Source organism: Nostoc sp., assembly GCF_036917435.1.
GTDB lineage: Bacteria > Cyanobacteriota > Cyanobacteriia > Cyanobacteriales > Nostocaceae > Nostoc.
Window position 1 is genome coordinate 259,468 of sequence record NZ_JBALDM010000045.1, and the last position, 20,576, is coordinate 280,043.

General features: G+C 39.1%; 16 protein-coding genes and 3 CRISPR repeat arrays. Of the genes, 8 read left to right on the forward strand and 8 right to left on the reverse strand.

Annotated elements, in window-relative coordinates; genetic code table 11:
• The first annotated feature begins 3 nt into the window (after positions 1-3).
• The 5 genes from csx7 (at position 4) to V7K98_RS22980 (ending at position 4,095) form a co-directional block, all read left to right on the forward strand.
• Positions 4-864, forward strand: a complete 861-nt coding sequence (gene csx7 / locus V7K98_RS22960) for a type III CRISPR-associated RAMP protein Csx7 (protein ID WP_335026003.1) — start codon at positions 4-6, stop codon at positions 862-864.
• Positions 865-872: 8 nt separating this feature from the next.
• Complete coding sequence (locus V7K98_RS22965; protein WP_335026005.1) at positions 873-1,850, forward strand: RAMP superfamily CRISPR-associated protein; 978 nt, start codon at positions 873-875, stop codon at positions 1,848-1,850.
• A complete protein-coding gene (locus tag V7K98_RS22970; protein WP_335026007.1) occupies positions 1,847-2,284 on the forward strand; it encodes a hypothetical protein in 438 nt (145 codons plus the stop codon). Before V7K98_RS22965 ends, V7K98_RS22970 begins: the two co-directional genes overlap by 4 nt.
• Positions 2,285-2,306: 22 nt before the next feature.
• Positions 2,307-3,383: an RAMP superfamily CRISPR-associated protein gene (locus V7K98_RS22975; protein ID WP_335026008.1), complete on the forward strand. Its 1,077-nt coding sequence runs from the start codon at positions 2,307-2,309 to the stop codon at positions 3,381-3,383.
• A gap of 67 nt (positions 3,384-3,450) precedes the next feature.
• Complete coding sequence (locus V7K98_RS22980; protein WP_335026009.1) at positions 3,451-4,095, forward strand: hypothetical protein; 645 nt, start codon at positions 3,451-3,453, stop codon at positions 4,093-4,095.
• 15 nt (positions 4,096-4,110) lie between these two features.
• Here V7K98_RS22980 and V7K98_RS22985 read toward each other — a convergent pair whose 3' ends face one another.
• The 6 genes from V7K98_RS22985 to cas2 all read right to left on the reverse strand — a co-directional run bounded on the left by V7K98_RS22985 (position 4,111) and on the right by cas2 (position 8,955).
• Entirely contained in the window at positions 4,111-4,935 is an 825-nt protein-coding gene (locus tag V7K98_RS22985) for a hypothetical protein (protein WP_335026011.1), read from the reverse strand.
• Between the two features lie 93 nt (positions 4,936-5,028).
• Positions 5,029-5,567: a CRISPR direct-repeat array (repeat unit 35 nt; unit sequence GTTTCCATCCCCGTGAGGGGTAATGATTTGAAAAC).
• 296 nt (positions 5,568-5,863) lie between these two features.
• The gene (gene cas6 / locus V7K98_RS22990) at positions 5,864-6,979 is read right to left on the reverse strand and encodes a CRISPR-associated endoribonuclease Cas6 (RefSeq protein WP_335026013.1); all 1,116 of its coding nucleotides are present in this window, start codon (positions 6,977-6,979) and stop codon (positions 5,864-5,866) included.
• 283 nt (positions 6,980-7,262) lie between these two features.
• The gene (locus V7K98_RS22995; protein WP_335026015.1) at positions 7,263-7,508 is read right to left on the reverse strand and encodes a hypothetical protein; all 246 of its coding nucleotides are present in this window, start codon (positions 7,506-7,508) and stop codon (positions 7,263-7,265) included.
• Positions 7,509-7,728: 220 nt separating this feature from the next.
• Positions 7,729-8,031, reverse strand: a complete 303-nt coding sequence (locus V7K98_RS23000; protein ID WP_335026017.1) for a hypothetical protein — start codon at positions 8,029-8,031, stop codon at positions 7,729-7,731.
• A gap of 244 nt (positions 8,032-8,275) precedes the next feature.
• On the reverse strand, positions 8,276-8,545 hold the full coding sequence (locus V7K98_RS23005) for a hypothetical protein (RefSeq protein ID WP_335026019.1): 270 nt from the start codon (positions 8,543-8,545) through the stop codon (positions 8,276-8,278).
• A 131-nt stretch (positions 8,546-8,676) separates the two neighbouring features.
• The gene (gene cas2 / locus V7K98_RS23010; RefSeq protein WP_042342121.1) at positions 8,677-8,955 is read right to left on the reverse strand and encodes a CRISPR-associated endonuclease Cas2; all 279 of its coding nucleotides are present in this window, start codon (positions 8,953-8,955) and stop codon (positions 8,677-8,679) included.
• Positions 8,956-9,106: 151 nt separating this feature from the next.
• On the opposite strand from cas2, the gene V7K98_RS23015 reads away from it, so the two are divergent.
• On the forward strand, positions 9,107-9,454 hold the full coding sequence (locus V7K98_RS23015; protein WP_335026021.1) for a four helix bundle protein: 348 nt from the start codon (positions 9,107-9,109) through the stop codon (positions 9,452-9,454).
• Here the strand turns inward: V7K98_RS23015 and cas1 (V7K98_RS23020) are convergent.
• Together cas1 (V7K98_RS23020) and cas1 (V7K98_RS23025) are read right to left on the reverse strand one after the other, a co-directional pair.
• Entirely contained in the window at positions 9,392-10,507 is a 1,116-nt protein-coding gene (gene cas1, locus V7K98_RS23020; RefSeq protein ID WP_335026023.1) for a CRISPR-associated endonuclease Cas1, read from the reverse strand. The two genes, V7K98_RS23015 and cas1 (V7K98_RS23020), sit on opposite strands and share 63 nt — an antisense overlap.
• Before the next feature lie 383 nt (positions 10,508-10,890).
• Positions 10,891-11,288: direct repeats of the CRISPR family, unit length 35 nt; unit sequence GTTTCCATCCCCGTGAGGGGTAAAGGAATTAAAAC.
• Between the two features lie 348 nt (positions 11,289-11,636).
• Complete coding sequence (gene cas1, locus V7K98_RS23025) at positions 11,637-13,658, reverse strand: CRISPR-associated endonuclease Cas1 (protein WP_335026025.1); 2,022 nt, start codon at positions 13,656-13,658, stop codon at positions 11,637-11,639.
• A 307-nt stretch (positions 13,659-13,965) separates the two neighbouring features.
• Here cas1 (V7K98_RS23025) and V7K98_RS23030 point away from each other — a divergent pair, with 307 nt between their 5' ends.
• Positions 13,966-14,712 carry a DUF4384 domain-containing protein gene (locus V7K98_RS23030; RefSeq protein ID WP_335026027.1) on the forward strand — a complete coding sequence of 249 codons (747 nt, stop codon included), beginning with the start codon at positions 13,966-13,968 and terminating at the stop codon, positions 14,710-14,712.
• A gap of 444 nt (positions 14,713-15,156) precedes the next feature.
• A CRISPR array of direct repeats spans positions 15,157-16,706; the repeat unit is 35 nt; unit sequence GTTTTAATTCCTTGACCCCTCACGGGGATGGAAAC.
• Between the two features lie 74 nt (positions 16,707-16,780).
• Entirely contained in the window at positions 16,781-20,521 is a 3,741-nt protein-coding gene (locus tag V7K98_RS23035) for a CHAT domain-containing tetratricopeptide repeat protein (RefSeq protein ID WP_335026029.1), read from the forward strand.
• Positions 20,522-20,576 lie beyond the last annotated feature (55 nt).

Genomic DNA, 20,576 nt, shown 5'->3' on the forward strand with positions numbered 1-20,576 from the left:
ATTATGTTTGATATTTTTAAAAATCGTTTAGAAATTACAGGAAAACTCTCTACAGTCACAGCATTGCGTATTAGTTCTGGTCGTTCTACTGAGCCAATTGGGGCTGATTTACCTGTAATTAAAGACGCATTAGAACAACCATTGATTCCTGGTTCTAGCTTCAAAGGCGCATTGCGATCGCGTCTCGAAAGTTTCTTGCGAGGAATTGATATCAGTCTTGCTGAAGATCCTGCTACTTTTACGAGTCCAACTCGAAATCAAATTATCAAAAAACTCAAAGAAGATTATCAAGATGATGCTATTTTAACTGATAAATTACTCAATCAAACAGATTTGATTTCGCGTCTTTTTGGTTCACCTTGGATTGCTAGTAAATTTCAAGTTCGAGATTTAACAGTAGATGTTGATACATGGTTTGGACAATATCAAGAACGTGATGGTGTTGCAATTGACCGCGATACAGAAACAGCAGCAGAAGGAAAACTTTATAATTTTCAAGTTGTTCCATCTGGTACAAGTTTTCATTTAAAAATAGTCGTCGAGAATGCAGAAAACTGGGAACTAGGTTTACTGATGATTGGATTACATCAATTTGAAAGCGAACAAATACCATTAGGAGGAGGACGTTCTCGTGGTTTAGGGGTAGTTAGTTTAACAATCGATCAAATGCAGTGGTTTGAGACTGAAGGCGATTCCAGAAAGCTTTTGAATTATCTGCAAAATCAAGTCATGAAGAACATGAATAACTATCAATATTATGAAGAAGAAATGGAAATACTCAAGCAAGACTGGACGGAAGCTTTAATTCTTCACTTGAGAAACTTCATATCGAGTAATTCTACAATCTCAGCTAAGACTGAGTAAATTTAGCCATGCACAAGCGATTAGTTAACCACTGTACGATTGATTTGAGTATCATTCCTGTTGGGCCAATTCTCATTAAATCGGGAAAAGAAGGTGCAAACCCAACTAAACCCAACATGGAATTTGTGGAAACTTACCACGCAGGTGGACGTTCGGTTTACCTTCCTGGAAGTTCCCTCAAAGGTGCAATTCGCGCTCATGCTGAACGTATTGTACGCACAGTAGGAAGCGATAAACGTCCCACCTCAGACCCCAAATCAGATAAATTTGAACTTTGGGCTGATGACCCTTTAAAAAATGAAAGTTACGAATATTTAAAGAAATTAGCACCTGCTGAAATTTACAAACAATCTTCTTTTACTGACCAAATATTTGGTAATACTAATATTGCTAGTCGTCTCCGCATTCAAGATGCTTATCCTGATGCAACTAAACCTCTGAGAATTGAAGAACGTAATGGAGTCGCAATTGACCGCGTTTTTGGTTCTGCTGTGCGAGGTGCATTATTTAACTACGAAGTTTGTACATTCGGAGATTTTCGCACAAAAATCCACCTGAAGAATTTCTCTCTGGCACAGTTGGGGTTAATCGGTTTAGTATTACGCGATTTAAATGACGGTTGGTTTGGTCTTGGTTTTGCCAAATCTCGCGGTATGGGTACAGTCAAATTACAATACCACTCGGCTGTAGTGCAATATCCTGGCTGTGAATTACGAGGTGATAAAATCTACGCTATTGGTAAAGAGTTAAATTGGCCAAATACTTATTTGCTAGGCGCAGGAGTATTTTTGCAAGGGAAAGAAGCAAACCCTTATAAATTTCCTATTGATGATAAACAAGATACCATAATCACTGCCGAAAAAATGTCTTATGGTTTTGGGGTGCAGTTAACTTGGAAAGGAGAAGATGAAAGGGGCATTCCAGATTTATTTACTCGTGCTGTTCGTCAATGGCGTGAGTTATTACCAAAAGGAGTTGGTGCATGAGTTTTGTGGGATACAAGCAAGTCTTATCTTCAGAACAATTACGAAACCTAATCCAAAATTATTATCAGCAACCTAGTTATTATTTTTTGCGTTGGATGTATCAAGTTAGTGGCATTGTAGCTGATTTGCCACCAGACTTTCCTAGCCCTGAAGGACAAATGTTTAACACAGAATTAGAGCTACGCTGGAAGCAGAATAATGATGGTTATCAAGTGTTATTACTCAGTCAAACTCAGCCAAAAGGAGAATCAAAATTTACTCCTATTGGTAAAGATTGGACAATCTGCGATCGCAATGCTTATTTGTATAATATAGATGAGACTAAATTTCCTAAAGGATTCGTCTACCCTGAAAAACTTTCTTTAGGTCAACGCTATTTTCAAGATACTGAAACATCGACTATACATTTTGTTGCTTTAACTATAAAAATATAGAACTCTAATATTTCAGATATATATGCCTAGAAATTATAACTTTATCTCTCTACCACAACAGAAACCTGACAGATTAAACATTCTAGGAAATGAAGGAAAGGATAAATTTGGACATGATAAATATCAACTCAATAATCAACGTTTTAGCGGTAAATTATTTTTAAGTTTAATAGTTGTTTCACCTGTGTCTGTAAATTCAGGTATCACTGTTATGGGTAGCGATTTAGCACAACAAACTTTAGATGCTACCTCAGCCAAATATGTTGCAACAATTAGTCTGATTCAATCTTCTGTACAACAAAACCAGCGACTTATCATTCCTGGCAGTTCTCTCAAAGGGGTTGTACGCTCAATATATGAAGCCATAACAAGAAGCTGCTTGTGTAAAACTAATGCGACAGTTCCCGATGGCTACAGTGAATGCAAAGATACATCACAACTTTGTCCAGCTTGCGTAACATTTGGTGCAATGAGTTGGCTGGGACTGGTACATTTTCATGATGCCAAATATGACCCTGATAACGATAAGCCAGGGTTCCAAACAGGACTGATTACTCCTTTGTTTTCTCCTAAACCTGAAGCTGTTGATTTAGAAACTGGTGAAAAGGTTTATTATGATAAAAACAATAACATTCGCGGTCGTAAATTTTATCCTCATTCTTATGAGGAAGAAGTCAAACCAACCATTCGTATCCAACAGGCAGAATTAGGTAAAAAGTTTACAACTTATGTGACTTATGCGAACTTAACAAAAGCGCAATTAGGAACATTATTAATTGCTTTAGGTCAAGACCCAGAAAACCGACTAGGATTAAAAATAGGTAGCGGTAAAGCTGTGGGAATGGGAACCATAAAGATAGATGTAGTTAAAATCGAGCAATTAAACATTAATCGCTACTTATCTTATAATTCAAACTCCTCAGCTTTAGAAGGCAATCAACTACAAACATTCATTTTAGATGCTATTCAATCTGCCAAACCTCAACCTGAACCTAAGCAATCGACAAATCAACCTAAGAAACCAATAAAGAAGTCTGCTAATCAAGCATTAGTACAGCTAAAACAATTACAAGAATTAAAAGAAATATTAAATATATAAATATCCCCAATTTCTTAAATAAGTCGGGGAACTGAGACTCGCGTAAATAGCTTGAGGATAATAACCAGTGCAAATTAAAGAATCTTTGCCAGAAGACCAGATGTGGAATACTGCTCATGATATCGCAAATAAGCTTGTTCAAGAACAACAGCAAATTGAACCCACTAAAGATGGTATTCGCTCTGAGTTAAATAAAATTATTGCCTATCTTCGTACTACGATTAGTCAAAATCAAAATAATATAGGTGAGAATTTTTTCAAATATTTAAAAGCACTTGTTGATAATAGTAAAAGCCTAAAACGTAGCGATAAAACTCCAGATTATTATCGTAGCATTCAGAAAATTTGCACTCAACATCTAACAGCCATACAGTCAAATCCTGAAGCCATGCTAGAAGTCTTGGGATGGTCATCTCGTCTATTCATAGCAGCTACGTTAGAAAATTTTGGCGAATCTGCCCAAACAAATCGACAAATGGAAATCCAAACGGCTGCTAAATCTCAAAACTTGCAAGAAGGTGATGAGATAGAAGCCAACATAACAAAAATTAGTGGCAATAAAGTTACCTATCAGTTATTAAATATTTTCTCGAAAACAGTAAAAGAGCCAAAACATTATACATCATTACAAATCGGGCAGACAGTCATAGTTGAAATTACTGAAATAGAAAACGGAGTTCCAAAGAAAATTAAATATATTAGACCTAAATAAATAACGAAATAAAAACTACAAATTATGTTGACCCTCTGCTACATAAGCTGAATCTGCAACAATCCCTATCAAAGTTACGGAAGTATTTGCAGCAACATAATAGTAATCAACTCGCGTTGCTAAATTCTTCACTTCTTCAGAAAATCCATCGATATAGATAACTAAAACAGTTGCTTTATCTAACCAGTTTAGTGCTAAATCAATCTGATTTTTTACTTTCTCTTCTCGTTTGTTTCTAGCATCATCTTTTGATAATCCAGCAAAATCTTGTCCTTCAAGTAGCTTAGAATTAATCAAATCTAAGACAAAAATATCTCCAACTGGCTTCTTGGGTTTTCTCTTTTGATGCCAAAATCTAACTTTGGCAAAACCTCTAGTTCGCAATAGCTTACAATCATCTGGTTCTGTTGTATCATCACTAGGTAAGTAATAATCCACAACTGTTGAACCAATTACCCTTTCGCGCTGCAAAGAACGCTTGACACTCTCAACTTCTGACTGAACTAAATCTGCAATTTTGTTCTCTACTTCTCGGTTAATTAATTGACTAGCGACTTTCTTAGCATCATCTAAATTTTTACCAACAGCAAAAGCTAAAAATCCACCTAAAAAGGCAAATACTACTAAGGTAAATTGCATCGCTGCAACAAATCTGTTAAAGCTTTCACCTAGTTGACCGTTTGTCGCTTTGAGAAATTCTAACTGGCTTTTTAATAGTTCAATATCATTGAGGTTTTTCGCAGGGGTTAATACTGGTGAAGGTGTGGGTGTAGGAGTTGGAGTTTGGGCAATAACCAAATTCCACAGGTGAGATAAATCAATTGAGGGTAGCCAATCCATAGATATTTTGTTTATGGCGATTATTTCTTTATTTAATCATGTGCGATCGCATCACTCTACAATTCCAACTTTAATCCAATCAAGCCCGAATCTATTTCCATCCCCGTGAGGGGTAATGATTTGAAAACTTGCCTTCAATGTGGGAATGGTACGTTATTTTTGTAGTTTCCATCCCCGTGAGGGGTAATGATTTGAAAACCAGATGAACCACTGCACCTCATAAGTGCATAACATAACGTTTCCATCCCCGTGAGGGGTAATGATTTGAAAACTCAAATGTATCTTGGTGATTGGTCAAATGCATTTAAAGTTTCCATCCCCGTGAGGGGTAATGATTTGAAAACTTTTATGCTCGGGTATGGTATTGTGTGGCACTCTAAGGTTTCCATCCCCGTGAGGGGTAATGATTTGAAAACGACTGTGGTTGTATATCTAATGAACCATCAATATTGGTTTCCATCCCCGTGAGGGGTAATGATTTGAAAACGCCCTTCCTTTAAGTGCAGCACAAGCACAAAAAGTAAAAGTTTCCATCCCCGTGAGGGGTAATGATTTGAAAACTCAAAGTTGATGTTCTGGAAAAATCACCGTACAAAAGTTTCCATCCCCGTGAGGGGTAATGATTTGAAAACCCTACCCTTCTAGAACACTTGCTACAACTGGGTTTGAAAGTGCCATTTTCGCGGGGGGTCTGATTTTACTGTCAACAAGCATACTTTACTGACACTAGCCCAGCACTATAGACATCTTAAAGCCATACGCAGTAAGCGATTCGCGGGGGTCAACGAAATTACAAGGGTTTCAAGCATTGGCATACCCCCGCTAAAAATTTGCGTGTGTAGGGTAAAAACTAACACTTTAACTTTCACTAGGAAACGCAATATTAAATTTTCAAGGTTCCGATTATCTTAAACAAGAGTATACCAAACTACTCCTCAGTCTTCAAGGCGCGTCGTGCCAACTTGACATAAGTCTTCACCGTTTCATAAGGCATCTCTAAATCTTCTGCCACCACCTGCAACGACTCGCCCATTTCCCGCCGTGCTAATATTGTCGCCCATTTTGAGGCTATTTCATCCGCGCGATCGCCACCCGTCCGCTTGCGTCGTGCTTTAAAAATCTGTGTTAAATCTTCAATGCGTTTCGCCAAGACAATTTGCACATCAGGTATATTTTCGACAACTTGAGATGACCAACCCAAACGTGTTTGTCCCAAGCCAAAAGTAGTTTTGTGACCAGTACCGCAGTAAGGTGCAAGTTTTCCTAAAGCAGAAAATAACTGCCCAAATTCTGGCTGCTTTGCTGCATCTTTAGCTAAACTCAACTCAATCGCCCCAGTGAATCCTGTGACTGCGCCTTTCTTCCCCGCCAAAACCTTCGCGGTTGTTAGTTGGCAACGAGTAATCAATATATAATCATCTACCCAAGCCAAAAAAGCATCCTGGTCAACAGACATCCCCGAAAAGTCATTCCAGCGCCGTAGGTAGCTATGAAATACATTCACTGGTACTGGTAAGGGAAAGTGATGACCTTTGCGGCGAAAACTTGTAGGACTGAGAAATTTTAGGGCGAAAGTCTCATTAAACTCAGATTCTAGCAGTTGCTTATAAGTCGTGGGAGGATGGGCAATATTGACAGAACGAATCTGCAAAGGCGCATTTTTTAAATCAAGCACCTCTGGTAAATTTTCTACCCATTGCGCCATCCACTGTTGCACTCGATGAGATAAAGCTGTGACATACCAACGATAGGAGGTGTTTGCAGATAGTTGTATTTGTCTACCGCTACTGATAATCTCTCCATTTAAAGCTGAGATAGTAAAAGGTTTTTCTGACTCTCCATCATGGAGGTAAGCAGAAAGTTCTGAGTCTGTGGAACCCACTTGTTGGAGAAACCAGGCGTGTAGTCCAATAGTGTACTGAGGGAAGAGGTAACAATCTTTTGCAGGGACTAACTCAAATTCTAAGCCGATTAACTCTGTGTCCGGCAACCATGTAAGCTTATATGGAGCGATATTTGGCGTTTTTTGAGATTGTCGAGGCATAGTATCATTTGAGCCACAGTTTCTGTATTTTATCTTTTTTTCATCCCCTGATGGGGATTAAGATGTGAGTGATTGCTACTGTTATAGGTGTAAAATAAAAATCCCCAGCAGTTTGAGCGATCGCTGGGGATGATTAATGTTATTGTCATACCAGCTCTCCCCCGTCTTGCTTCATCACAATTACCCTCGACTGTCCCGATCAAAGGACTTTGGAGAATATAATTTTTAGCAATAATCAGGATAACTGATATTAACAAAGACGCAGGTGTTTAGATAAAGTCAATCAACTCAAAGCCTCATTATCGGGTAAATTTCGCACTCCTTGCACATCAAAAATAATCAAGAATTTGATATTTTTGATTGAATGTCGCAACACTTGTAAGTAAGCAACTGCATCATCACGACGGCGAAACCGTGCAACAATATTAGACTGTTGAACACCAGAAGTTACGCCAGCATTATCCAACAGTTGTTCGTTAGATAAAACGCGAATAATGCACCACGGATGCAACTGCTGAAAATAGGTCATGATAACCACCTTACAAATGCTGTAAAATACCCAAAAAATCGGCTTTGAAATGACTATCATTACCGTAGGCTATGAGTATTTGCTAAGACAGAGCAAGATGCTATTGACAAATTACTTAAGTTGTGAAACTTTAATCTGTGAAGATCAATGGGTTTCAGATCCCCGACTTCTCAAAGAAGTCGGGGATCTTGTTGTTCACAAATGATTTAAGACTGCTATATCACTCAAGATGATTAAGGTGCAACCAGTGCAAAACCTGTTCGGGAATCTCCTCGAAATGTTCGAGAAAAAGATCCATCAAAGCCAGATGAAGTAAATCATTATGTGTGGGATAGCGTCGATTAGAACCATTTCTAAACCAGCCTCGAACTGTTGAATCAGAACGAGAGCATATCAAGGCAATTAGTTCATAACTTACAGCCCATTTCGCATAAAATTGTGTTGGTGTCATGCTAAAGTCCCAATTACTATAGAGTAAAATCAGATGTCGTTCGCGTGTGGTGATTCGACGAATATTAGACATGATAAACAAGTTAAAAGTTCAAAGGCATTCAGAAAGAGCAATTTCAAGGAATTATAAAAAGTCAGAATTTATCAGGAGTTTAGTATCATTGGTATAGCGTTTCTCAACCACATGAGTTACATCATAGCCCCCTCATTGCTTGCGGGGAGGGGGTTGGGGGTGGGGTTCTTGTACCTCACTCAACTGGAAAATGCTATATATTCATTCATCAAATGTTCTGCTGACTCCTGAATTCTGACCTTGATTAGTGCGAATCTAAATGTGTGATGATGATGCTCATATCCTCCATATAACGCCAGTAAAACCGTTTCGCCATTGATGCAGAAGAACTCCAGAGTTCGCCATCTTTGCAACGATATCGATGGGTTCTTAAGCTGGGATATGTAGAACCATGATTAGCGAAACATTCAAAAGCTTTATCGTATTGCTTGCGGTCTTTTGGGGATAATGAATCAAGTTGTTTTTGGGCTTTTGCAGCAAAAATTAAACGAAACTTGATAGATTGAATGTGCATTCAAAAGTTTCCGAATGTCCAAACTTGACCGAAAGCGCAGAGACATTCACACAGGTGGAGCGCGTGCTTTTTTCCAAGCGTTCATTTTGCTATGATTTATGTGGTCAATACTTTGTCAAAATTGCGTGTAGCTAAACGATAAACGCCGCGTCGTCTACTACAAACTCAGGTTGCGTTCCTAAAACTGCGACCTTACAACGATTGTGTGCAGACATGGGGTAGAATCTAACTTGGTCTTCGCGTTTGTTAACGAGTCGGAAGAGGTATTTGGATAGGATTTCGTATTGCTTTTCATCCAACACGCACTCGAAAACCGATTTTTGCACCCGCAACCCGTAAGCTTCTAGAAGTTTCGCCACTTTATTGCGACGGGTATCGCTAACAATGTCATAGCAAACCAAATAAAACATCAGAGTAAGTAAAAAGTAAAAAGTAAAAAGGCAAAAGAAACAAGAAAATAGAGAGTTGTGTTAACTTGGATTTAATTCAAACTTAAAAGCCTGGGGTTTAAGCATTTTTTTCTTTTTACCTTTAACTTTTTACTTTTTACCTTTAGGGTTGATGAATCAAGATATAACTGAGAGAACATTTGACTTTGCGGTTAGGATAGTTAGGTTATGTCAGTCTTTAGAAGAAAAACCTGGAGTTCCACGCACATTAGCTAAACAGTTACTACGCTCAGGAACCTCAATTGGGGCTAATGTCGAAGAAGCAAGAGCAGGACAAAGCAAAGCGGATTTTATTAATAAAAATGCTATTGCTCTCAAAGAAGCTCGTGAAACTCAATATTGGTTACGCCTACTTGTTGCGACAGAAATTGTCTCACAACATGACCTCAATAAATTATTACAAGAGTCTGAGGAGTTGAAGAGAATTTTGGGAGCTATCATTGTCAGCAGTAAAAAGTAAGTCTTGTACTTCTTCTCTTTTGCCTTTTAACTTTTTACTTTTTACTTCACTTGCAGGGCGAAACTTTAACGCTAGAGGGCGGTAAAATTCTACATCCCCCATTAAAGATGCGCGATATTCTCGTACCTGTAAGTCGAGACATTGACGATAACTTACTTCTCCGGCGTAAGGATGCAGTACAAAAGTTCGCAGTTTCGCTTCCCAATGTTGCAGAAACTTTTGTAGAAGATTGTGTGAGTGGCTTTTACCATTACCATTACCGTTACCATTGCCATTACCATTGCCATTACTATTAGCCAGATTGCGAGCAAAATTTAACACCAAGTCATCGACAATAGGTGCGCGAAATTCGGCGGTAAAGTCCCATGCTAAGGGCAGTTCGTGATGACCATCGCGGTGTAAAATTGGGTAATTAGGATCAAGTCCTGCGGTGTTCAGAAGTGTGTAAATATATTGATGCAGTAGTTGATTTCCCAGGTTTAGGAGTCCGCTAATGCGCTTTGCTATTGTATAACTGGAACCATTGTAAAAGCTGAGTAGGGAACCAACGGCACAGTAGTAGATGTTATCAGCTTCCTTGCTGTATTCGTCCAATTCATCAATTCCTGGTGCTAGCGGTAAGTTGTCCATCAACAGCGTCAGGTAATTTAATGCGCGTTGGATTGTATGATTAGCGTGGTAGCGAGTCCAACTTTGCAGAAAAGTATGTTGGTTGTGCAATTTTGCCCAGATAATACTTTCTGCTGTAGTGCGATTAAATTCGGTATCCCGTGCGCGTCTACGTTGGTAGGTGAGATATTTTGCTTGTAGTTTGGATGGGTTTTCTACCCGTCCTAAATATTCACCAGTTTGGGTTAGATATAAGACGGGAATCTGATGTGAATGAACAATTTGAATGACTTCTTTTGGTAAACTGATATTACCAAAGATGATGAACTGACTGAGATTACGAATGGGAATACAGATACGTTGATTTTGTTGATGAAACACCTTTAAATAATGGTGTTGAATTTGGAATGATACGTCCTGCTCGGTGATGTAAATCGTAGACATAAATTGAAACCAACTAGGTTTAGTTGTAGGTCAGAAAATTTTCTTTCTTTACCTATATTTCAATTTTCTCAGGTTGATATATGAGTTCGTCTTTGCGTAAATGCTATTTTTATATGACTTCGTATATGGGTTATATGAGTTGCTAAAAAGGCATAAAAAAAGCCGGAGATATTATCCCCGACTTAGAGCTTATTTGAAAAGTAGTTGGCTGTGACTTTAATCGAATTATTACCCCCCTTAATCCCCCCTTATAAAGGTGGGAAATAAGAAAATCCGCTTCCCTCCCCTTTATAAGGGGAGGGTTAGGGTGGGGTAAAGAAATATTTGATACATCAATCATGACTTTTAAAACATCCTCTTAGCCATAGTTTACTTAGTAAGAGGTTTCCATCCCCGTGAGGGGTAAAGGAATTAAAACCGCCGTCAATAATAATGCTAGCTCCGCAATTTTAAAGTTTCCATCCCCGTGAGGGGTAAAGGAATTAAAACCAATAAATTTTGGTATGAGTAAGGAAGATTTGCCTCAAAGTTTCCATCCCCGTGAGGGGTAAAGGAATTAAAACGGCTAGTCACAATAAGTGCAAGTTTATTGAAATTAGGTTTCCATCCCCGTGAGGGGTAAAGGAATTAAAACTAGTCTTGCTTGGTTCCACAACCAAAACGAGCAACAGTTTCCATCCCCGTGAGGGGTAAAGGAATTAAAACCCAGTAGAAACCAACCCAAAAGTTGGTGATCTAGAGCAATCGTTTCCATCCCCGTGAGGGGTAAAGGAATTAAAACCCTACCCTTGTAGAACCATTGCTACGAGAGGGTTTGAAGGGGTCATTTTAGCGGGGGGTCGGAATTGCCTGTCAATAAGTACAAATTATTGACAATGGAGGACTCATACACCCTATTTAAACCCTTGTACAGTAAGCGATTAGCGGGGGTCAACGGAATCATAAGGGTTTCAGCGATTGGTCTACCCCTGCTAAAAACTTACGTGTGCAAAGTTAAAACAAATACTTTTGCTTTCACTTGGAAACGTCAGATTAAGTTTTCAAGGTTCTGTTCTTTTGTGGAATAGTATAACAAAGTACTTTGGAATTTTCACAGCGTCAACCGCAAACTTAACATAAGTTTTATTGGCTATCTCTCCCAAATCATTGGTCGATACACTTGGACTTCACCCTTCAAACAAGAAATATACTCTCGTACCTGCAACTCAAGAGCGCGACGGTATACTACTTTTTGTCCAGTATGAGGATGTGTCACTTCTGATTGCAATTTCTCTTCCCAATGTTTAAGAAACTTCTTGAGTGCGTGAGGCTGAAAATACACCCCTTGTCGTTCATCAGGTAATGTAAAATCATCAATCGTAAAAACTTCAGAATTGACTAAATAAATAGTCAAAGAATCGACCAAGCCAGCCCTCCATTCTTCCATCAAATCAGAAACTAGCGCTGGATGATTATCGCGGGGAACGTGTAAATTTCCAAAATGAGTGTGCAAGCCTACAGATTGGATGAACGAATAAACATTTTGGCTTAACAACGTATAGCCCAAACTGAGCATACTATTAATTGGATCAGTTGGTGGACGCTTGGTGCGCTTTTCAAATGTAAACGAACCAGAAAACAAACTTCCCAGTGTTTGAAAATAAATTGCCGCTGCTTTTCCTTCATACCCCCGCAGCATATCCATATTATCTGCAAAAGGTAGTTTACTCATCAAAATTTCCAAATCATTAGATGCAGCTTTAATGATTTTCTCATCTACATTTTTAGATTTTTGACGACGGTTTAGCCTCATCAATAATATGCGTGAATTATGCAATTTTGCCCGAACTATTGCTTCTGCTTGTTTTTTGATAAACTCAGGATTTTTACAATGCTCAACCTGTAACATCAAATATTCAACCTTGGCATCACCTTCTACTTGCAACCGACCAAAATACCTGCCCTTCTGTGACAAATACATAATCGGAATCCGCCGCCGCAATGCCATACTCACTGCGCCATGTGATACATTACAACAACCAAACAGCACAACATTACTCACTCGACTTACTGGAACCTTAATCCGCAATTCACCTTGATAATAAACTTGAAATTGCTGATTTTTTACACTTAAATAAGCACCTTGGTCGGTTACATATAAAGTAGTCATGGTTTCCTGCCAATAATGTGATAAAGATGCTTTGGGAAAATTGATCGGTTTGTCGATACTGCAACCTTTGGGAGGACGAGAAACTGGTTTTCTAGGTCTTGGTTTACTACGAAAATAAGGTGTACCCGAATCATTAATTACCCATTCCCCTGCAAGTACAGGTTTGGGTGGTGGTGGTGTATATACTTCACCGCCAGCAAAGCGATAACCCAAAAAGGTAAACTCATCATTGGGAGTAAAAATCTGTGTCTTCTCTGGTTGTAGAATTAAATAAACTTCCCCCAACCAAGCGGTAATTTTGTCAAGGATACGGTTTGCTTCATGCCAACTATTACAGGCGATAACAAAATCATCTCCGTATCGCACCAAGTTAATACCTTGACTGAGACATTTTCGATCAAAAGTAGTGAGATATAAATTTGCTAAAGCACCAGAAAGTATCCCACCTTGTAATACTCCCTTGCCAAAGTTGCGATATTGTCCAGCAACGATGATTCCTGACTTTAACTGTTGTTCTAGCAACTGTAATACAATTGGTTCAAGTGATAATTCATCCAATGCAGTTAACAACAATGCCCAAGAGAGATTATCAAAAAAATCGGCGATATCGGCTTTGATAATCCATTTGGGTTGACATTTGTAGTACCCATACAAATGTTGTACTGCTTGGTGAATACTGTGTCCAGGACGATAGGCGTAGCTACAATCAAGAAAAGTATCTTCTAAGGGAAAATACAATTCATCAAGTAGCAAGCGCTGGATAATTCTATCTCGCACAATCGGGATACCAATTAACCGCTTACTGCCATTTTTTTTAGGTATATAAAACCCTTTAGCTGGGCTTGCAGTGTAAGTTTCGTGGTTGAGTTGATATGTGATATTCTGTAATTGTTCCGCAGCCATTGACTCGAATAAATCAACAGAAATACCATCAACACCTGCGCTCTTACTTCCCGCACGAACTTGTAACCATGCGAAATTAAGATGTTCTTTGGTGAACATGGTGATAAGTAAAAAGTAAAAAGGTAAAAGGTAAAAGAAAGAAAATATTAAGTAGGGTGTGTTACGGCTATGTTAGGATTTGATGGTTACAGAGAGGATCAATTAGCCGTAACGCACCGTATGATTGTGGTGCGTTACGCGTTGCTTTAACGCACCCTACAATTAAGATTTACTCCTTGCAGTACCTTTAATTTAATTGTTGCAGTGCCATATATGAGTTCGTGTATGGGTTATTGACTCTTGTATATGACTTCGTATATGACTTAGATAGAATTCTTGCTATTCTTCTTTTACCTTTTTACTTATTATGAGCCGGACTCTGGTTGCATCACCTGAAGGCGTTCAGCTGGCAAGAAAAGCCTTAAAAGCCAGAAATTTAACTCAAACAGATTTTGCTATAGAGGTAGGATTAGGTTACACAACTGTTAATAATTTCCTCAACGCCAAACCGATATATCGCACAAATTTTCAAGAGATGTGCGTTTTCTTGGGCTTAGACTGGCAAGATATCGCTGTATTTGGTGAAGCAGAACCCCAAGAACTCACACCCCTCGATAACCTTTGGCAACAACTGCAATTATTAAGCTCTGCTACTGAACAAATGGGGGTAGTCTTAGTAAAAGAAGAAACACTACGTTGGGGACATAAAATACCGAGTCGTTATGAAAAATCAGTGCGGGTAGGCAGTTATATTCGTTTTGAAGTCAACTTAGAAACGCCTGGATATTTAATACTGTTGCAAAAAGATACATCTGGACAGTTATGGTGTTTTTGTCCCTCGTGTTTTGCTCCCCAGGCGCAATTGAACACGGGTAAAACAACTTTGCCGCAAGAGGGTTCGCCAATAACCTCTTTCCCCATAGAAGGCGAACCAGGTAAGGAGGAAATTATCGCAGTTTTTACCAAGGAAGTACCTGCATTAGACTGGCTACCGCCAGGAGATAATGAGCCTTTGGAATTAGAAGCAAGTCATCTTGTGGCATTACTAGAATACGTGACTGAAAGCGGAGAATATCAACTTTGGTATACAGATTATATGGTTACTGCTCAGTAAAAAGTGTAATTTGTTACTACCTTATGCAGATTGAAGTCACAGCTACACAAACAAAAACACCTACATAGGTTTAAAATCCTGAATTTAGCATGGTTAACAATTATGAAGTAGATTGACTTTTATAGTTTGTTTTCATACTATTTATTCTTAAGCATTACTGAACCATGAAAAATCAATAATATCTAAATAAAGTATTTCCATTTACTCGGAATCATTTAGTAAACTTATAGTTTATTGCTGAATGATAAGCATCTGAGGGGGTAAGGCAATGTCTGAAACCCTGATTCTTTCGTTGACCCCCTCAGATAGCTTACTGAGTAAGCGTTTCAAGTCTCTTCAGGTTGATACTGTTGATATCATTTCTCAATTATTTACCTTGAAAAACAACCCCCTCAGATTGACCTATCTCAAACTCAGTCTTGATAAGGCTTCTAAAAGAGTAGGGTTTTAATTCCTTGACCCCTCACGGGGATGGAAACCTCTGGTTAGACTGGACAACGTTCGCTCCTTGGTCTGCGTTGTTTTAATTCCTTGACCCCTCACGGGGATGGAAACTTCCAATTTGATTACTGTTGCTATTGTAGTTGATACTGTTTTAATTCCTTGACCCCTCACGGGGATGGAAACAGGTATGAAGGAATGTATAATTCCTGTCCAGTAGCAAGTGGTTTTAATTCCTTGACCCCTCACGGGGATGGAAACCTTTCCTTCTAATTTGATGGATGCTGCATTGTTAGTTTTAATTCCTTGACCCCTCACGGGGATGGAAACTGGAAGTTTGTCTTGTGACAATTTTATGAAGTCAAAACCGGTTTTAATTCCTTGACCCCTCACGGGGATGGAAACATAGAGTTTCATTGCCTTTGGTAATTTTGTAGGCAATGCAGTTTTAATTCCTTGACCCCTCACGGGGATGGAAACTTTAACTTCTTGATCTCTCATTCCAGCTAAAGCAGTTCCAGAAAGTTTTAATTCCTTGACCCCTCACGGGGATGGAAACATTCAACTAATTTTTTAACTGCCATTTTGCCAAAGCGTTTTAATTCCTTGACCCCTCACGGGGATGGAAACAAAAAACCGTTCCGTTGCAATTCGCTTGGAAAGTTTTTTCACGTTTTAATTCCTTGACCCCTCACGGGGATGAAAACTTTTGTTAGTGTTTGCGCTGTTTCCACTTCCCTCAACGTGTTTTAATTCCTTGACCCCTCACGGGGATGGAAACTTGAAAGTTTTTTGCTTCCAACAAACTAACTAAAGTTGTTTTAATTCCTTGACCCCTCACGGGGATGGAAACCTGGCTGCACTCAAAAAGGCTTTTGAGTAATTTTCCTTGGGTTTTAATTCCTTGACCCCTCACGGGGATGGAAACACTTCTGCTTCAAATTTTGCGTTTGAGGCGTTACTAGTTTTAATTCCTTGACCCCTCACGGGGATGGAAACATTTGATGGTTTGATGAGCTTTACTTTTCCATCACTGGTTTTAATTCCTTGACCCCTCACGGGGATGGAAACTGTCATCATCATCGCACCTTGACCCCTCACGGGGATGGAAACGTGATTAACGAGGCACCCCTCTGGAACTTATTCCAGTTTTAATTCCTTGACCCCTCACGGGGATGGAAACCGGTTTTAGCCGTGTTGTTACGCAATTGAATACAGTAGTTTTAATTCCTTGACCCCTCACGGGGATGGAAACATAGCAATGCTGATCTTCAGCATGTACCTTTTCAAAAGAGTTTTAATTCCTTGACCCCTCACGGGGATGGAAACTTTTTGCTTGCTTCAGTTTCTACTTGTGCTTTTTGTGTGTTTTAATTCCTTGACCCCTCACGGGGATGGAAACCATTGATATCAACCTCCTGATGCTGCTTTAGAGAATTTGGGTTTTAATTCCTTGACCCCTCACGGGGATGGAAACCATAAACTTAAGTCCTGTTGGTATCACGACTAAAGCTAGGTGTTTTAATTCCTTGACCCCTTACGGGGATGGAAACTTATGTGAACGATTTTAGATAAAATAAGTAATTGATTGAAAAGTAAAAAATATATAAGCATCTGGAACTAGCAGATGGAAAAACTCATACAAGAATTGAATCAACTTAATTCACAGGTTGTAGAACTCGCCGGACAGGGAAACTTACAACAAGCAATAATTGTTGCCCAACAAGCTGTCAACTTAGGTGAAAACCAGCAGCTAACTGAGCATTCAGTATATTGTGATAGCTTGAATAACCTAGCAGAATTACATCGCATACAAGGACGTTACTCAGAAGCCGAGCCTTTATATTTACAAACTTTAAAGATTAGAAAAAAACTGTTTGGTTCAGAGCATCCCGATGTAGCTCAATCTTTAAATAATCTGGCAGCACTCTATCATGCTCAAGGTAACTATCCAGCAGCAGAAGAACTATTTTTATCAGCTTTAGAATTATGGAAAGTATGTTATGGGGAAGAAGATTTTGAAATTGCTACTACTTTAAACAATCTAGGAGAAATTTATCGAGAACAAGGACAATATCTCAAAGCTGAACAAGTGCATTTAGAAGCTTTAGCAATGCGAAGATGCTTATTTGATGAGCAACATCCTGATATTGCTCAATCTTTAACTAATTTAGCTGCTCTTTATACATCATTAGGACGCTATGCTGATGCTGAAAAAATGCACTTAGAAGCATTAGCAATGAAAACACAATTGTTTGGTGATGAACATCCTGATATTGCTAGCAGCCTGAATAATTTGGGAAAATTGTATGATGCCCAAGGGCGCTACTCAGAAGCTGAAATCAAGTTTTTAAAATCATTAGAAATCTGTCAAAACATATTAGGTGATGAACATCCATATATAGCATCTATTTTGAGCAATATTGCTGGTATTTATCAGGATCTGGGAAATTATATAGCAGCAGAGCAAAGGTTTTTAGAAGTCTTATCAATGAGAAAACGCTTGCTGGGTGATGAGCATCCTGATATTGCTAATAGTTTGGATCATTTAGGAGAGGTTTATCTAATTCAAGGTAACTATTTAGCATCTGAACAGAAGTATCTTGAAGCTTATTTTCTGAGAAGGCGCTTGTTTACTGGAGAACACCCTGATATTGCCGAGAGTTTAAGTAATTTGGCAGTAGTTTATACATATCAAGGACGCTACATAGAGGCAGAACAACAGTATTTACAAGCATTACCAATGCTGGAGAGATTACTGGGGAAACAACATCGGTCAATTGGCCATATTTTTAATAATATGGCAGGACTTGATGAAGCACAAGGGAATTATTCTCAAGCTGAACAAAAATATCTCAAAGCTTTAGAAATTCAAAAAAATATACTAGGTAATGAGCATCCCGTTATTGCTGACACTTTAAACCAGATAGCAGCACTTTACCGCATCCAAGGACGATATTCGGAATCAGAAGAAGTGCATTTAGAAAGTTTGGCGATGAGAAAACGCTTATTAGGAGAGAGTCACCCATTCGTTGCAGTTAGTCTCAACAATTTAGCTGTATTATATGACGACCTAACTCAATACGATCGCTCAGAGTCATTACTTTTATCAGCATTGGAAATTGTTAAAACTGTGTTTGGGAATGAACACCCACACGTATCTAGTAGTATGAATAACTTGGCTGTTATTTATGATTTTCAAGGGCGTTATCCAGAAGCAGAAAAGCTACACTTGGAAACATTAAGTTTAAGAAAATTATTATTAGGTGAAGAACACATACTAATTGCTAATAGTTTGAATAATTTAGGAGAGTTGTATTTTTCTTTGGGACGCTACGAAGAAGCCGAACAGAAGTATTTAGAAACCTTGGCGATGCGAAAACGCTTACTAGGAAAGTCACATCCCGATGTGGCGTTTAGCTTAAATAATTTGGCGACTCTACTCGCTGCTACTAATCGTCCAGAGGAATCTTTGTTATGTCGTGTGCAAGCAAGTAACATTAATGACAAGATTATTCGGAATATATTTGCGTTTAGTTCTGAGAGCGATCGCCTAGCCTTTCTCCAAAAAATCAGAAATAATTTTGACTTATTTCTTTCCCTAGTCTGCAATCATCTTGCTGACTCAGACAACGCTAAACTTGCAGCATTCGATTTTGTCCTCAAACGCAAAGCCTTGACTGCATCGGCTCTAGCGGCTCAAAACGAGGCATTTTATAACGGACGTTACCCACAACTCACAGAAAAATTTCGCCAACTGCGCGATTTGAGTAATCAAATTATCCATCTCACTTTTGCAGTTCCCGAAACAGATGATTTGACTAGATATCAATCAAACTTGAGACAACTGGAAAGCAGACATAACAACTTACAAAAACAATTAGCTGCACAAGTTCCAGAAATTCAGTTATCTGAGCAAATTTTTGATCGTCAGTCCGTAGGACTAGCTTTACCGCCTAACTCCATTTTAGTTGAGTTTGTTCGCTTCGATGTATTCGATTTTCAGGCAATCCAGGCGCAGGGAGTAACACAATGGCATCCAGCGCGGTATTTAGCATTTATTTTTACAGCCGGAAAACCTGATGCCGTGCAGATGGTAGATTTAGGAGCAGCCGAAACAGTTGACAGACTAATTCAAGTATTTCGCTTACAAGCATCTGACTACACCCACCCCACATTAGCCTGGGGTAAAAGTAGTCACGCACCAAAGCTGCAAATTAAATCATATAATCCCACAGATGCGATACAACTGAGTCAAGCAATTTTTCACCCTATCCGTGACTTGGTGAAAAATTGTAGACATTTGATTATTGCACCCGATGGTAACTTAAATTTAGTGCCATTTCAGATATTACCAATTGATGTCATCGGCTCAAGTCTATTAATGGATGAGTATACCATCAGTTATCTCAGTGTCGGGCGAGAAATTCTCCGCAGCAAAGTTCAGATACCGACAGGTTCTATCTCTGCACCATTAATTATCGCCGATCCTGATTTTGATTTAACAGCAGATACAGCCAGAGATCGAGAAAGTGGCAACGCACCAGCACCAAAAATACCAGAATTACTTACTACTCTCACTACAAAAGGCTTATTCCGCGCTCCTGGGACAAGGTTTTTAGGCGAAAGTGTGGCAAAAAAACTACCTGATGCCAAATTATACTTAGGTGCAGAGGCAGTAGAAACCCGCCTGACAAGTAGTGAGTGTCCCAGTATCATGCTAATTGCGACTCATGGCTTATTCCAAAGCGATTCTGTATCAGTCACTAAAAGACGTAATCTATTAAGCATGGAACGTCTGCGAACAACTAAGGTAGAAAATCCGATGTTGCGTTCTGGACTGGCTTTAGCGGGTGCTAATACTTGGCTGGCTGGTGGGACACTTCCTCAAGCGGCAGGTAAAGGCTTTGTTTTTGCCCAAGATATTGCCAGTTTAGATTTGTCGAGTAATGAATTGACGGTTCTTTCTGCCTGTGATACTGCCAGGGGAGATATTAAAATTGGCGAAGGTGTGTTTGGATTACGTCGCGCTTTTGCCGTCGCGGGTACAAAAACTCTGGTGATGAGTCTGTGGGCAGTTCCCGATAAGGTGACTGCTTTACTGATGGAGCGTTTCTTTGATAATTTGCAGTCTGGGATGAGTCGGGCTGAGGCGTTACATTCTGCTCAGAATTATATCCGTAAAATTACAGTTAAACAATTGCGCGAATCAGCTTTGGGTTTAGAAGTGCTAAAAGAACTTTTGGCGGTTAAAGAGTTATCAGTAAATAGTAAAATTAATTGTCAAGAACAAGACACACCGTTAGAACATCCCTTTTACTGGGGAGCTTGGATTTGTCAGGGAAATATAGATCCGTTGGTTAACTAGGGGTAGGGGTCAAGGCAATACTGTTCGGTTAAGGCAAGAGACGCGATGAATCGCC

Coding starts and splice junctions, on each gene's coding strand:
- V7K98_RS22975 (WP_335026008.1), top strand. CDS start 2,307: ATGCCTAGAAATTATAACTTTATCTCTCTACCACAACAGAAACCTGAC.
- cas6 (WP_335026013.1), bottom strand. CDS start 6,979: ATGCCTCGACAATCTCAAAAAACGCCAAATATCGCTCCATATAAGCTT.
- cas1 (WP_335026025.1), bottom strand. CDS start 13,658: ATGTTCACCAAAGAACATCTTAATTTCGCATGGTTACAAGTTCGTGCG.
- V7K98_RS22995 (WP_335026015.1), bottom strand. CDS start 7,508: ATGACCTATTTTCAGCAGTTGCATCCGTGGTGCATTATTCGCGTTTTA.
- V7K98_RS22985 (WP_335026011.1), bottom strand. CDS start 4,935: ATGGATTGGCTACCCTCAATTGATTTATCTCACCTGTGGAATTTGGTT.
- V7K98_RS23030 (WP_335026027.1), top strand. CDS start 13,966: ATGAGCCGGACTCTGGTTGCATCACCTGAAGGCGTTCAGCTGGCAAGA.
- V7K98_RS23015 (WP_335026021.1), top strand. CDS start 9,107: ATGAATCAAGATATAACTGAGAGAACATTTGACTTTGCGGTTAGGATA.
- V7K98_RS23000 (WP_335026017.1), bottom strand. CDS start 8,031: ATGTCTAATATTCGTCGAATCACCACACGCGAACGACATCTGATTTTA.
- cas2 (WP_042342121.1), bottom strand. CDS start 8,955: ATGTTTTATTTGGTTTGCTATGACATTGTTAGCGATACCCGTCGCAAT.
- V7K98_RS22970 (WP_335026007.1), top strand. CDS start 1,847: ATGAGTTTTGTGGGATACAAGCAAGTCTTATCTTCAGAACAATTACGA.
- V7K98_RS22965 (WP_335026005.1), top strand. CDS start 873: ATGCACAAGCGATTAGTTAACCACTGTACGATTGATTTGAGTATCATT.
- cas1 (WP_335026023.1), bottom strand. CDS start 10,507: ATGTCTACGATTTACATCACCGAGCAGGACGTATCATTCCAAATTCAA.
- csx7 (WP_335026003.1), top strand. CDS start 4: ATGTTTGATATTTTTAAAAATCGTTTAGAAATTACAGGAAAACTCTCT.
- V7K98_RS23035 (WP_335026029.1), top strand. CDS start 16,781: ATGGAAAAACTCATACAAGAATTGAATCAACTTAATTCACAGGTTGTA.
- V7K98_RS23005 (WP_335026019.1), bottom strand. CDS start 8,545: ATGCACATTCAATCTATCAAGTTTCGTTTAATTTTTGCTGCAAAAGCC.